Consider the following 13,171-nt stretch of genomic DNA (forward strand, 5'->3'; position numbering starts at 1 on the left):
CATGGCCATCGAGAAGGTGTCGGCGCTGGTGCTCGACGGTTTGGCGGTGTTCGAGTTCGGCGTGATCTGCGAGGTGTTCGGCATCGACCGCTCCGAGGACGGGGTACCGAACTTCGACTTCAAGGTGTGTGGTCCGGAGCCCGGCAAGCCGGTTCGGACGACGGTCGGCGCGTCGGTCGTGCCCGACCATGGGCTCGACGACCTGGTCGGCGCGGACCTGGTCACGATCCCGGCCATCAGCGGCTCCGACTATGTGCCTGAGGCGCTGAAGGCGGTCAGGGCCGCGGCGGACGCGGGCGCGATCGTGCTGACCGTGTGCTCGGGTGCCTTCGTCGCGGGCGAGGCCGGGTTGCTGGACGGCCGGGCGTGCACCACGCACTGGATGCATGCCGACGAACTTGCCCGGCGGTTCCCAACCGCACGCGTTGACCGCAACGTGCTGTTCGTCGATGACGGCGACCTGATCACCAGTGCGGGTACGGCGGCGGGCATCGACGCGTGCCTGCACCTGGTGCGTCGCGAACTCGGCAGCGAGATCACCAACAAGATCGCGCGCCGCATGGTGGTGCCGCCGCAGCGTGACGGCGGCCAGCGGCAGTACATCGATCAGCCGATCCCCGTTCGATGCTCGGAAAGGTTTGCGCCGCATCTCGATTGGATCCTGGCCAACCTGGACAAACCGCACTCCGTGGCCACCCTCGCCCGTCGCGCGAACATGTCGGCGCGAACCTTTGCACGCCGGTTCGTCGAAGAGACCGGCACCACCCCCATGCAGTGGGTGACCGACCAGCGCGTGCTCTACGCCCGGCGGCTGCTCGAAGAGAGCGATATGGACATCGACCAGATCGCCGACCGGTCGGGTTTCGGCACGGCCACGCTGCTGCGCCACCACTTCCGCCGGATCATCGGCGTGACGCCATCGGATTACCGGCGCAGCTTCGCCTGCGCCTAGCCTTCGCCGGCAAGGGCAAAACGACCGTCGGCCGTCTGCTCCACCAGCCCGTCGACGAGCAGGGAATCCAGCGCGCGGTCCCGCTGCGCGGTGTCCGACAGCCACGCCACGTCGAGCTCGGCGCGGGTTACCGGAGAATCGTTGCCGCGCAACACATCAAGTAGCCGTCCCCGGACCTGCCGGTCGGTGCCGGCGTACCGCTGTACCCGCCGCGCAGGCGTCGCCGACGCCGGATGCCCCGCCGATCGCCACTCGCATGCGCTCAGCGGGCACACGCCGCAGCGTGGCGCGCGCGCCGTACACACCGTCGCGCCCAATTCCATCAGCGCGACCGAAAACCGTGGTGCGTCAGCCTCTTTCGGCAGGAGCGCGGCGACATCGTCGAGATCGCGCGGCGAGGTCGACGCGGCCGCGTCGGCCCGACCGTGAACGGCGCGGGCCACCACCCGGCGCACGTTGGTGTCGACAACCGGAACCCGCTGCCGGTAGGCGAAGCACGCGATGGCGCGCGCCGTGTACGCGCCGATGCCCGGCAGCGACAGCAGTGCCTCGACGTCCGAGGGCACGACATCGCCGTGGTCGCGGGCGATCACTACCGCGCACTCGTGTAACCGTTTCGCCCGCCGCGGGTAGCCCAGCTTGCCCCATGCACGCAGCACGTCGGCCGCGCTCGCCGTCGTGGCGGCCGACGGCGTCGGCCAGCGCGCCACCCAGTCCAACCAGATCGGCTCCACCCGTGCCACCGGCGTCTGCTGCAGCATGAACTCGCTGACCAACACCTGCCACGGCGTGACACCGGGTCGCCGCCACGGCAGGTCTCGCTGCTCGCGGTCGTACCAGTGCAGAAGCTCGGTCGAATCGATCATGAGGGGCTCAGGCAGAATGACGGCCATGCCCAACCCGAACCCGGTAACCGCTTGGAAGGCACTCAAGGAGGGTAACGAGCGATTCGCCGCCGGTAAGCCCGAACATCCGCACCAGGGCGGTGACCGCAGGGCAGAGCTGACCAAGGGGCAGCACCCCATCGCGGCGCTGCTGAGTTGTTCGGACAGCAGGATCGCCACCGAGATCGTCTTCGACCAGGGACTTGGTGACGTCTTCGTGGTGCGCAACGCCGGCCACGTGCTCGACGCCGCAGTGCTCGGCTCGCTCGAGTACGCGGTCGCGGTGCTGAACGTGCCGCTCGTCGTCGTCGTCGGTCACACAAGCTGCGGAGCCGTGCAGGCCACGGCGGCAACCGTCAACGGCGAACCCGCGCCGTCGGGCCACATCCGCGACGTCGTCGCGCTGCTGACGCCGTCGGTGCGCGCGGCCCGCAGCGCCGGCTTCACCACCGTCGATGAGTTCGTCGTCCAACACGCGAAGGAAACCGTCGCGCAGTTGCGCATTCGCTCGTCGGTCGTGGCCCAGGGCATCGCGGCCGGCAGCCTCGCGGTGGTCGGCGCGACGTACAGCTTGGCCGACGGCCACGTGGTCCTGCGCGAACATCTGGGAGACATCGGCGAAAGCTAAGGGGCCGACACGCCGGTCCACCTCGGACAATTGTGTGTGACCTGGCCTTACCGTGAGTTTGTGCTGGATCTAGAGCCGCATGGCCCACTACCCACCCAGATTTACTGGCGTCGCAGGGCACTTGCGTTGGGCATGGCGGTCCTGGTCGTCGGAATTGTCGCCGCGATCGTGGTGATGGTCGTCATGAACTCCGGTGGCGAGACGAAAAACGCCGAAAAGCCAACGCCCGTACCCGCAGCCGCCCCAACGCCGCTTCCCGGCGAAAACCCGGCGGTGAAGACGCCGATTGTGCCGCCGGCGGTCGCTGCGCCCGCGCCTACGCCGACCCCGACCGCCGCGGTCATGCCGCCGCCCGTGCTGAAGGAGGGTGACGACTGCCCCGACTCCACGTTGGCGGTCAAGGGCATCACCAGCCAGCCGGAGTACGTCGTCGGCGACCAGCCGAAGTTCACCATGGTCGTCACGAACATCGGGTTGGTGGCCTGCAAGCGCGACGTCGGAGCTGCGGTGCTCGCTGCCTACGTCTACGGCCTGGACAACACCCGGCTGTGGTCGAACCTCGACTGCGCGCCGTCGAACGAGACCCTGGTCAAGACGTTCAATCCAGGCGAGCAGGTGACGACCGAGGTGACGTGGACTGGCATGGGTTCAGCGCCCAACTGCCCGCTGCCGCGCCAGCCAATCGGACCAGGCACTTATAACCTGCTCGTCCAGTTGGGCAATCTGCGCTCGGCCACGGTGCCGTTCGTGCTGGCTCAGCCGGCCCCGCAGCCTGGCGTACCGGCAGACGGCGCCCCGGCGCCCCAGCAGGCGCCCGCACCCGCGGGCTAAGCCAACCGGTCAGCGATCGTCGACTCGGCGAGCTGCGACAAACCCTCGCGGATATGGCGGGCCCACATCGAGCCGATGCCTTCCACTGATTGCAGATCGCTGGCGCTCGCGGCGAGCAGGCCCTGCAGCGAGCCGAATGAGCGCACCAGCAGGTCGACATGGGCGAACTGCAGACGTGGAATGCCCGCCATCGCCCGGTAGCCGCGCGAGCTCATCGCAGAGTCCTGCGCTTCTGCAGTCGACGGGTAACCGAAAACCCTTGCCAACGTGGTGAAGTCGAGCAGCTCGGTGTCGGTGAGCCCGTCGAGTTCCTCGAGCGTCGCGGTCACCTGCGCGGGTGTCGGCGGGTCGGGGTTGGCGTGGTAGTCGCGCACGATGAGCTCGCGTGCGGTGTCGTTGTCGCCGACCAGCTCTTCGAGCTGGAGCTTCAACTGACGCCCGTCGGTGCCCAATTCGACGACGTCGGCATCGATTTCGAGGCTGATCCGCCGGACCATCTCCAGCCGCTGCACGACCGTCATCACATCGCGCAGCGTGACGAAGTCCTCGATCTCGGCGGTCGACAGCTGCCTGCTCACCTCGTCGAGACGCGACTTGTACCGCTCGAGCGTGTCGATGGTCTGGTTGGCCCGCGACAGGATCGTCGCGGAGTCGGGCACCACGTGCCGCTCACCCGCGACGTAGACCGTCACGATGCTCATCGAATGGCTCACCGAGACAACGGGATAACCGGTTTGAACCGCGGTGCGTTCGGCAGACCTGTGCCGGGTGCCCGATTCGTCGGTAGGAATGGACGGGTCGGGCACCAGCTGGACATTGGCCCGCAGGATCCGGGTGCCGTCGCTCGAGAGCACCACGGCGCCGTCCATCTTCGACAGCTCACGCAACCGGGTCGGGGCATAGGCGACGTCGAGCGAGAAGCCGCCGTCGCAGATCGACTCGACGCTGTCGTCGTATCCCAGCACGATCAGCGCGCCGGTGCGGCCGCGCAGGATTCGCTCGAGCCCGTCGCGCAGAGCTGTGCCGGGGGCGAGTCGGCCGATGGTTTCACGCAGGGTCGGACGGGCGAGTTGCACCACGTTGCGGCGTCTGGACTTCACGGCCATGGCCCCTCCTCGCCGCGGCCGGCCTTCACGCTGCTGCTGATCTCGGTCAGCACCCTCATGGCAGCGGTGATGTTGTCGGCCGCTATCGCCCGTAAGCCTATCGGGACCGTTTTAACTCCGGGCGGAACTACAGCACACGTGAAACCGAGTCGGGCGGCTTCGGCCAGCCGCCGCTCCATGCCGCTGACCCTGCGCAGGTCGCCCGCCAGGCCTACTTCGCCGATCGCGATGGTTGTGGTCGGCAGCGGCAGGTCGGCGTAGGCCGATGCGATGGCCATCGCCACGGCGAGGTCCGATGACGGGTCGGTAAGCCGCATTCCGCCCACCGTGGACAGGTAGATGTCGCATTGCGCGACCCGAAGATGGGCCCGCTTCTCCAGCACCGCGGCGATCATCGCCGCGCGGGCGGAATCGATACCGCTGACCGCGCGGCGCGGCGACGACGTCGTCGGAGCGGCGATCAAGGCCTGCACCTCCCCGATGAGGGGACGCTTACCGTCGAGCGAGACCGTCACCGCGGTGCCCGAAACGGGAGCGGGGCGTTGGTCGAGGAACAAGCCGGATGGATCGGCGACGCACTCGATTCCGTTGTCGTGCAACATGAAACAGCCGACCTCGTCGGCCGCGCCGAATCGGTTCTTGACGCCGCGCACCATGCGCAGCATCGACGTCTTATCGCCCTCGAAGTGCAGCACGACGTCGACGAGATGCTCGAGTGATCGCGGCCCCGCGATCGCGCCGTCCTTGGTGACGTGGCCGACCAGGATGATCGCCACGCCCGTGGTCTTCGCCGTCATCGTCAGCGCCGTCGTCACCGCCCGCACCTGGGTGACGCCGCCGGTTACGCCGTCGGCGTCCGTTGTCGACATCGTCTGCACCGAATCCACCACCACCAGTGAGGGTTTCACCTCGTCGATGTGGCCGAGAGCGGTCTGTAGATCGGACTCGGCGGCCAGATATACCTCGTCGTGGTGGCAGCCGGTGCGCTCTGCGCGCAACCGGATCTGGCCCGCGGACTCCTCGCCGGACAGGTACAGCGCGCGGCGCCCCGCCTCCGCCCAGCGGTGGGCAACCTCGAGCAGCAGCGTCGACTTGCCGACGCCGGGATCACCGGCGAGCAGCGTGACCGACCCAGGGACGATGCCGCCGCCCAGCACTCGGTCCAATTCGCTGACGCCGGTGGGATCGTGCCTGGTACTGCCGGGATCTATGGAGCTGATGGGCACAGCGGGCGTGGTCGGGGCCACCGCACGTCGCGTCACCGAGCCGTTGACGGCGGTCAGCACGGCTACCTCGTCGACCGTCCCCCAAGTGCCGCAGTCGGGGCAGCGGCCGACCCACTTCGCGGTGACGTGGTGGCACTCCGAACAGCGGTACTGCGAACGCGCTTTGGCCACGGTGTGACGGTATCCGTCAGCACCGACAGATCCAGTCAGATCGTTAGTGGTGACCGCTCGTGTCGCCGGGCTCGTCGTGGGACGCATCGCCGGCCGGGTCGCGCCGTGGCGCCTGACCGGCCGACAGCGGCACGGCAACGGTGGTGTGGCCTGCCTTCTCGAAGTTGAACGTGAAGTTGTACGTCAGCCCGTTGGTGATCTGCTTGGCGAGAGTGACCGTGGCCTTTGCCGCGTCGGCCGTCTCGGCCTGTTCGAGCGCTTCGATCTGACCGTCGGGCCGGCCGACCTCGAGCACGTCGCCGGCAGGCAACGACGTGTCACCCGACAGCGACACCGTGCCGTAGTCGGATGTGATCGAGGTCAGCTTGTCGTTGGTGTCGGGCGATTGGTTGGACGCCACGAACAGCAACTCGACCTCAGTGCCCGGCTGCACGAAGTCGGACTTCTGCGTCGCGCGCAGGAACACGTTGCGCAACGCGATGTTTCCGACCGTTGCTGCGGTGCCGTCGACCGCCGCCTGTTGGGTGGCCGTTTGGGAAATCTGTCCAGCGCCGCAGCCGGAGAGGGAAACGGCGGCCAGCGCACACGCCGCCAAGGCGACGGTGACGCCGGATCGGCGGGACTTGTCGCGGTTCACCCAAAAGCCTCCTGCTCGGCCGGACCTGTTCGACTATGCAGAGTAGTAGGTGGTGGTTGACGGCGGTAGCGGAGGTGCCGGCTCGCCATCAAGCTGGCCCATCGGGTGGCCATCGGGGTGCTGCCAGGGTTTGCCGTACGGTGGCCGACGCGACGCCGCCTTGCACGTAATCGTCACCCTGTCAACCCCTGCTCTTCACCTGCGGTGCCCCTGACCTGCACCGTTGTGCGGCACGTGTCAGGGCCCCGTGTTAGCATGGAGTATCGAAAGGGGCTCGAAACAGATGATTTTCAAGGTCGGAGACACCGTTGTCTATCCACACCACGGTGCTGCGTTGATTGAGGCGATCGAAACCCGAACCATCAAAGGCGAACAAAAAGAATATCTTGTCTTGAAGGTCGCCCAGGGAGACCTCACAGTCCGAGTCCCAGCCGACAACGCCGAGTATGTCGGCGTCCGCGACGTGGTCGGCCAGGAGGGCCTCGACAAGGTTTTCCAGGTGCTCCGCGCCCCCCATACCGAAGAGCCGACCAACTGGTCTCGCCGCTACAAGGCCAATCTCGAGAAGTTGGCGTCCGGCGATGTGAACAAGGTTGCCGAAGTTGTTCGTGACCTGTGGCGCCGCGATCAGGAGCGCGGCCTGTCCGCCGGCGAAAAGCGGATGCTGGCCAAGGCGCGGCAGATCCTGGTCGGCGAACTCGCGCTCGCCGAGAACACTGACGATGCCAAGGCCGAGACCATCCTCGACGAGGTTCTGGCCGCCGCGTCCTGACCGCATGAGCACGGTCGCCGTCGTCCCGGCCGCAGGGTCCGGGGAGCGGCTAGCCGCAGGCGCGCCGAAGGCGTTCGTCAATCTGCATGGTCGACCCATGCTGGAATACGCGCTCGGCGGCCTGCGTGATTCCGGTGTCGTCGACACCGTCGTCGTGGCGGTGCCGGCCAGTCGGACCGACGAGGCCAAGCTGGTGTTCGGCGGCGACGCCGTGATCGTCGCGGGTGGATCGGACCGCACCGAATCGGTCCGGCTCGCCCTCGCCGCCGCCGGCGACGCCGAATTCGTCCTCGTCCATGACGCCGCGCGCGCCCTCACCCCGCCGTCGCTGATCGTGCGGGTGGTGACGGCCCTCAAGGATGGCCATGCCGCCGTGGTGCCCGCGCTGCCGGTCAGCGACACCATCAAGGCCGTCGACGCCAACGGCATAGTGCTGAGCACACCGGAGCGCACGGGTCTGCGCGCGGTGCAGACTCCGCAGGGCTTCCGCACCGAGCTGCTGAGGCGCGCCTACGACCGGATGGGCGCCGGCGGGTTCACCGATGATGCTTCGGTGGTCGAGGCCATCGGCACGCCGGTGCAGGTGGTCGAGGGCGACCCGCTGGCGTTCAAGATCACCACGCCGAACGATCTCCTGCTCGCCAAGGTGCTGCTCGGCGGGGCCGCATGAGCATTCCGCGGGTAGGACTGGGCGTGGATGTCCACCCGATCGAGGCGGGCAGGCCGTGCCGGCTGTTGGGCCTACTCTTCGACAACGCCGACGGCTGTGCCGGGCATTCGGACGGCGACGTGGCCGCCCATGCGCTGTGCGACGCGTTGCTCAGTGCCGCGGGACTCGGCGATCTCGGCGGGGTCTTCGGTACCGACGACCCGCGCTGGGCCGGGGTCAGCGGCGCAGACATGCTGCGCCACGTGCACAGGCTGGTGCGCGCCCAGGGGTACCGGGTCGGTAACGCGGCGGTACAGGTAATCGGGAATCGGCCGAAGGTGGGGCCGCGGCGGTCGGAGGCCCAGCAAGTACTTTCCGAGCTGCTCGACGCCCCGGTCTCGGTCTCGGCGACCACGACCGACGGCCTGGGGCTGACCGGACGCGGCGAAGGTTTGGCCGCCATCGCGACCGCTTTGGTGGTCGCCACCGAATAGGCCGGTAAGCTGGCCCGTCGTGAGTGGAGCGAACGGTGCGGCTCCCGTGACCGACCTACGGCTATACGACACGATGACGGGCGCTATCCGTGACTTCGTGCCGGTGCGCGCCGGCCATGTGTCGATCTACCTTTGCGGCGCCACGGTCCAGGGCTTGCCGCACATCGGCCACGTCCGCAGCGGGGTGGCGTTCGACGTGCTGCGACGGTGGCTGCTGGCCAAGGGTTTCGACGTCGCGTTCGTCCGCAATGTCACCGACATCGACGACAAGATTTTGAACAAGGCCGCGGACGCCGGCAGGCCATGGTGGGAGTGGGCCGCCACCTACGAGCGGGCGTTCTCAGCGGCGTACGACGCGCTGGGTGTGCTACCGCCGTCCGCAGAACCGCGCGCCACCGGCCACATCACGCAGATGGTCGAGCTGATCGAGCGGCTGATCGACCGCGGCTACGCCTACGCCAGCGGCGGTGACGTCTACTTCTCCGTGTTGCGCATGCTCCCGAAGCCCGGCTACGGCAAGCTGTCCGGCCACAAGTTCGACGACGTGCATCAGGGCGAAGGTGTGGCGACCGGCAAGCGCGATCAACGCGACTTCACGCTGTGGAAGGGCGAGAAGCCCGGCGAGCCGTCGTGGCCGACACCATGGGGCCGCGGCCGACCCGGCTGGCACACCGAATGCGTGGCGATGTGTGAGACCTACCTCGGCGCGGAGTTCGACATCCACGCCGGCGGCATGGACCTGATCTTCCCGCATCACGAGAACGAGATCGCCCAAGCCGAGGCGGCCGGTGACGCGTTCGCCCGGTACTGGTTGCACAACGGGTGGGTCACCATGGGCGGCGAGAAGATGAGCAAGTCGCTGGGCAATGTGTTGGCGATACCCGCTGTGCTGCAACGGGTCCGGCCCGCCGAGCTACGCTACTACCTGGGCAGCGCGCACTACCGGTCGATGCTCGAGTTCTCCGAGACCGCTCTGCAAGACGCTGCGAAGGCCTACACCGGCATCGAGGATTTTCTGCACCGGGTGCGTAACCGGGTCGGCGCCGTCGAACCGGGGGAATGGACGCCCGCTTTCGCCGCCGCACTCGACGACGACCTCTCGGTCCCGATCGCGCTGGCCGAAGTTCACGCCGCGCGCGCGGAAGGCAACAGGGCGCTGGAGGCCGGCGACCATGAAACGGCGATGGCCCGCGCCACCTCGATACGAGCGATGATGGGCATCCTCGGTTGCGACCCGCTCGACGAACGGTGGGAGTCGCGCGACGAGACCTCTGCGGCACTGGCGGCGGTAGATGTGTTGGTGCAGGCCGAAATTCAGCGCCGCCAGGAGGCGCGCGAGCGCAGGGACTGGGCCGAGGCCGACGCCATCCGTGACCGGCTGAAGCAGGCAGGCGTCGAGGTCACCGATACCGCCGACGGTCCGCAATGGACTCTGTTGGACGGGTATTCGAAATAGATGGCCGGCAATTCACAGCGGCGCGGCGCGGTTCGCAAAGCGGGCACCAAGAAGGGACCGAAGGTCGGGTCGGGCGGTGTGCGCCGACGCGGCCTCGAGGGTCGCGGAGCCACCCCACCGGCGCACATGCGGCCAAACCATCCGGCGGCCAAACGCGCCAAGGCGCAAGAGAAGCGCCGCCAGAACCGGCGAACCGACGACGTCGAGGTGGTGCTCGGCCGTAACCCTGTGGTGGAGTGTCTACGCGCCGGTGTGCCCGCGACTGCGCTGTACGTGGCGTTGGGCGCGGAGGCCGACGAACGGCTGACGGAGTCGGTGCGTCGCGCGGCCGATGCGGGCATCTCGATCCTCGAAGTGCCGCGTAGCGATCTGGACCGCCTCAGCGCCAACGGGATGCACCAGGGGATAGCGCTGCAGGTCCCGCCCTATGAGTACACGCACCCCGACGACCTGCTTGCCGCAGCGTCCGCCGACAGCGCACCGGCGTTGCTGGTGGCGCTGGACAACATCTCCGATCCGCGCAACCTGGGCGCCATCGTTCGCTCGGTGGCTGGCTTCGGCGGACACGGAGTGCTGATTCCGCAGAGACGATCAGCGTCAGTCACCGCGGTCGCATGGCGGACCAGCGCGGGCGCGGCCGCCAGGCTGCCGGTCGCAAGAGCGACGAATCTCAATCGGACACTGAAGAATTGGCATGACAGCGGCCTGCAGGTGATCGGGCTCGACGCCGAGAGTGACACCACGCTCGACGAGCTGGATGGCACTGACCCACTGGTCGTGGTGGTCGGCTCTGAAGGCAAAGGACTGTCCCGGTTGGTGCGCGAGAACTGTGACGCGGTGGTGTCCATCCCGATGGCTGGGCCGACCGAGTCGCTCAACGCGTCGGTGGCCGCTGGCGTGGTGCTGGCCGAAATCGCCCGCCAGAGAAGGGGTTAGCGCACCTTCGTCAGCGTAGGCAGTTTCGGGTCGATGCCTGCGCCTCGCTTTGCGAGCCGCATCCGCTTCGCGACATAGGGAGCGGCGAAGGCCGCGGTCCAGCGAAGGTTCGAGCCGAAATCGCGCACGGGCGGGTCGGATGACAGCAACGCAGCGGAGCACGACGTAAGCTCGTGGGAAACATTCAGTGCGTCAAGCACTTTGGCGGCGAATCGTTCGTGGCCCAGTGGTGACAGGTGTATGCGATCGCCGTCCCACAGCCGGGCGTCACGAAATTCGGTGAAGCGCCAGAAATCCACCAGTTGCAGACCAATGTCGTCGGCGATGGCGCGCAACAGTTCGTTGTAGACGGCGGCTCGTCCCCTTAGCCGTCGAAACAGCGGCACCGTGCCGAGGTCGGCGGCGGTGAAGGCAAGCACTTTCGCGCCTGTCTGTTGTAGTTGTTTAAGGCCCTCGGCGTATCTGGCCATCATCGCGTCGACATCGTTGCGCAGCAGGATGAGGTTGTTCATGCCGGCGTAGACGGTGACGAGGTCCGGCGCCATCATGGCGGCGGCTTGAACCTGCTCATCGAGGATCTCGTCCATCCGCCTGCCCCGGACGGCGAGGTTTGCATAGCGGAGATTGGGATTGCGCTCGGCCAGTGCGAAAGCGACGTGATCGGCCCACCCGCGCAAGCCGTTGCTACTCGCCGGGTGTGGGTCGCCGACACCCTCGGTGAACGAGTCGCCGAGTGCCACATACCGCGTGAACACGACCACGTGTTCAATCTTGCGGATCGAATGACAGATCGCTAATCGCACCGCTGTCGATCAATGAGTGGACGTCAACTGTCCCAGCACTGTTCGCGGTGTGGTAACCGCTACGTAAGTAACTGCCCGGCTGGGCGGCGCTTAGAACGGTGGTGGTTTGTTGCGTTCGACGACGAGGTCGTCGTTGAGCCGGCGCTCGGTGGCAACGGTTTTGTTGGTGTATTCGGCACGGGTTTGACGGCGTCTGGGCATCATCAGGCCGCGCTGATCGTCAGGTTGCACGATCGGCGGCTCGCCAGACCATAGGTCGGCGGTGGGTTGGCATAGTCGTGGGTAGAGATGTTGGGCACCGGGGTGGGTGGTGTAGGTGTGCCCAGTTGGGCTGGTCCAGATCACGGTCCCGTCGGGCAGTTGTCGGTCCTGCCAGCCGGCGCGGCCGTTCCAGAACGTTTTGAGCATGTGATGAAAACGGCACAGGCACTTCAGGTTTGACGGGTGGGTGGGGCCGAGCGGATAGGGCACCGTGTGGTCGATATCGCAGACCTGGGCGGGTTGGTCGCAACCGGGGAAGCGGCAGGTCAGATCACGGCAGCGGACGAACTCACAGGTCTGCCGTGACGGGGTGTAGCGCGGTTCGGGTGCCGTTTCACCGGGATGGCGCACCTCGCGCAACTGCGCCCGGCCCAGGATCGCGCTCAACAGAGCGGGGGGCAGGACACCGCCTCCGAACACATAGGCCGGCGGCGCCGGGCGACATTGGGCGGGCAACTTTTCGGCGGCGGGCTCAGCGGCGGGCTGGGGGGCCGGGTCAGCAGCGCGCTCGGCCGGCGGTTCACTGGCGTCAAGGGCTTCTTCGTCCACGACGACGTAGACGACGGTGTTCTTGGTGGGCCGCTGTCCGGTGCCACGGGTGCAGTCGGGCTGGCCGCAAGTGCAGGCCAGTGCGGCGCCGGCGGCGATGGCTTCCAGGGCTTCCACGCGGCGTTGCTCGAGGGTGCGCGGATCGCCATCGCACACGCTGCGGGCCATCTCGTCGAGGCGGGCTTCGATGAGGGCGGCGCGGGCGGCATTGAGGCGGGCCCACATGCTGGTCATGCCGGCCACATCGCCAGGGGAGCCGAATTGCACCGACTCGGTGCTGGCGGTTTCTCGGGTCCGCCGCAGGGCGCCAGGGTCATGCTCTTCGACCAGGGCGTCGATGGCGTCTTCGGTCTTGCGGACCGACAACGGACCCCAGCGGGTGACCCGCTCGGCGAGGGCGGCATCGACGGCGGCCATCACGTCCGGATCGATGATCAGGTAAGTGCGGGTGACGATGGCACGCACCAGGACCTCGCTGATCAGCCCGGCGGTGAACAGTGCCGCAACGCGGGGCAGACGGTCGCGTAGGGCGACGCCGCGGTGCGTTTGGTGGAGCGCCATCGCGGGGCTGACGTTGACCGCGGCCCCGATTTCGGCGGTGACCGCGGCTTGGGGGTCGATCCACCAGAGTTCGCGTTCGCCGGCGGGCAGGCCGGTACGTCGGGCGAACAGTTCGGCCATGAAGGCCAGCTTGCGGGCGCAGGCGGCGTTTTCCGCCCGCGCCCACTCGGCGGCGCCGTCGACGACCTCGGCGTCGGACAACGACGCCAACCGCGCGATCTCGGGCAACGATCCATCGAACATACTTTCGAAGAT

14 protein-coding genes are annotated in these 13,171 nt (G+C 67.6%); 8 read left to right on the forward strand and 6 right to left on the reverse strand.

The window, feature by feature from the left end:
* Nucleotide 1: 1 nt before the first annotated feature.
* Nucleotides 2-952, forward strand: coding sequence for a helix-turn-helix domain-containing protein (locus tag A5651_RS02015; RefSeq protein WP_066975038.1), 951 nt, complete (start codon nucleotides 2-4; stop codon nucleotides 950-952).
* Here the strand turns inward: A5651_RS02015 and A5651_RS02020 are convergent.
* Nucleotides 949-1,845, reverse strand: a complete 897-nt coding sequence (locus A5651_RS02020) for an A/G-specific adenine glycosylase (protein WP_197496504.1) — start codon at nucleotides 1,843-1,845, stop codon at nucleotides 949-951. The genes A5651_RS02015 and A5651_RS02020 overlap by 4 nt on opposite strands.
* Between A5651_RS02020 and A5651_RS02025 the strand changes: the two genes are divergently transcribed.
* Both A5651_RS02025 and A5651_RS02030 read left to right on the forward strand, forming a co-directional pair.
* Nucleotides 1,844-2,464: a carbonic anhydrase gene (locus tag A5651_RS02025; RefSeq protein WP_066975040.1), complete on the forward strand. Its 621-nt coding sequence runs from the start codon at nucleotides 1,844-1,846 to the stop codon at nucleotides 2,462-2,464. The two genes, A5651_RS02020 and A5651_RS02025, sit on opposite strands and share 2 nt — an antisense overlap.
* Nucleotides 2,465-2,524: 60 nt before the next feature.
* On the forward strand, nucleotides 2,525-3,295 hold the full coding sequence (locus A5651_RS02030) for a hypothetical protein (protein ID WP_066975097.1): 771 nt from the start codon (nucleotides 2,525-2,527) through the stop codon (nucleotides 3,293-3,295).
* Here A5651_RS02030 and disA read toward each other — a convergent pair.
* The 3 genes from disA to A5651_RS02045 are packed head-to-tail and all read right to left on the reverse strand — an operon-like array spanning nucleotide 3,292 to nucleotide 6,435.
* Nucleotides 3,292-4,401, reverse strand: coding sequence for a DNA integrity scanning diadenylate cyclase DisA (gene disA / locus A5651_RS02035; protein ID WP_066975042.1), 1,110 nt, complete (start codon nucleotides 4,399-4,401; stop codon nucleotides 3,292-3,294). The two genes, A5651_RS02030 and disA, sit on opposite strands and share 4 nt — an antisense overlap.
* Complete coding sequence (gene radA / locus A5651_RS02040; RefSeq protein ID WP_066975044.1) at nucleotides 4,392-5,798, reverse strand: DNA repair protein RadA; 1,407 nt, start codon at nucleotides 5,796-5,798, stop codon at nucleotides 4,392-4,394. The genes disA and radA overlap by 10 nt, the downstream gene beginning before the upstream one ends.
* A 43-nt stretch (nucleotides 5,799-5,841) precedes the next feature.
* Nucleotides 5,842-6,435 carry a hypothetical protein gene (locus tag A5651_RS02045; RefSeq protein WP_066975046.1) on the reverse strand — a complete coding sequence of 198 codons (594 nt, stop codon included), beginning with the start codon at nucleotides 6,433-6,435 and terminating at the stop codon, nucleotides 5,842-5,844.
* Nucleotides 6,436-6,718: 283 nt separating this feature from the next.
* Between A5651_RS02045 and carD the strand changes: the two genes are divergently transcribed.
* Genes carD through rlmB form a run of 5 tightly spaced genes read left to right on the forward strand, consistent with a single transcriptional unit; the run spans nucleotide 6,719 to nucleotide 10,742 of the window.
* Complete coding sequence (gene carD / locus A5651_RS02050; protein WP_011731020.1) at nucleotides 6,719-7,207, forward strand: RNA polymerase-binding transcription factor CarD; 489 nt, start codon at nucleotides 6,719-6,721, stop codon at nucleotides 7,205-7,207.
* Between the two features lie 4 nt (nucleotides 7,208-7,211).
* Nucleotides 7,212-7,877, forward strand: coding sequence for a 2-C-methyl-D-erythritol 4-phosphate cytidylyltransferase (ispD, locus tag A5651_RS02055; RefSeq protein WP_066975048.1), 666 nt, complete (start codon nucleotides 7,212-7,214; stop codon nucleotides 7,875-7,877).
* Nucleotides 7,874-8,350, forward strand: a complete 477-nt coding sequence (gene ispF / locus A5651_RS02060; protein WP_066975050.1) for a 2-C-methyl-D-erythritol 2,4-cyclodiphosphate synthase — start codon at nucleotides 7,874-7,876, stop codon at nucleotides 8,348-8,350. The genes ispD and ispF overlap by 4 nt, the downstream gene beginning before the upstream one ends.
* Nucleotides 8,351-8,396: 46 nt before the next feature.
* Complete coding sequence (gene cysS / locus A5651_RS02065; protein WP_066975052.1) at nucleotides 8,397-9,806, forward strand: cysteine--tRNA ligase; 1,410 nt, start codon at nucleotides 8,397-8,399, stop codon at nucleotides 9,804-9,806.
* On the forward strand, nucleotides 9,807-10,742 hold the full coding sequence (rlmB, locus tag A5651_RS02070; protein WP_066975054.1) for a 23S rRNA (guanosine(2251)-2'-O)-methyltransferase RlmB: 936 nt from the start codon (nucleotides 9,807-9,809) through the stop codon (nucleotides 10,740-10,742). It begins immediately after the preceding gene.
* Here rlmB and A5651_RS02075 read toward each other — a convergent pair.
* Together A5651_RS02075 and A5651_RS02080 are read right to left on the reverse strand one after the other, a co-directional pair.
* Nucleotides 10,739-11,497: an SGNH/GDSL hydrolase family protein gene (locus tag A5651_RS02075; protein WP_082943542.1), complete on the reverse strand. Its 759-nt coding sequence runs from the start codon at nucleotides 11,495-11,497 to the stop codon at nucleotides 10,739-10,741. The two genes, rlmB and A5651_RS02075, sit on opposite strands and share 4 nt — an antisense overlap.
* Before the next feature lie 138 nt (nucleotides 11,498-11,635).
* Nucleotides 11,636-13,159: an HNH endonuclease signature motif containing protein gene (locus A5651_RS02080; RefSeq protein WP_066975055.1), complete on the reverse strand. Its 1,524-nt coding sequence runs from the start codon at nucleotides 13,157-13,159 to the stop codon at nucleotides 11,636-11,638.
* Nucleotides 13,160-13,171 lie beyond the last annotated feature (12 nt).

This window comes from Mycobacterium sp. 1274761.0 (assembly GCF_001668615.1).
Classification (GTDB): domain Bacteria; phylum Actinomycetota; class Actinomycetes; order Mycobacteriales; family Mycobacteriaceae; genus Mycobacterium.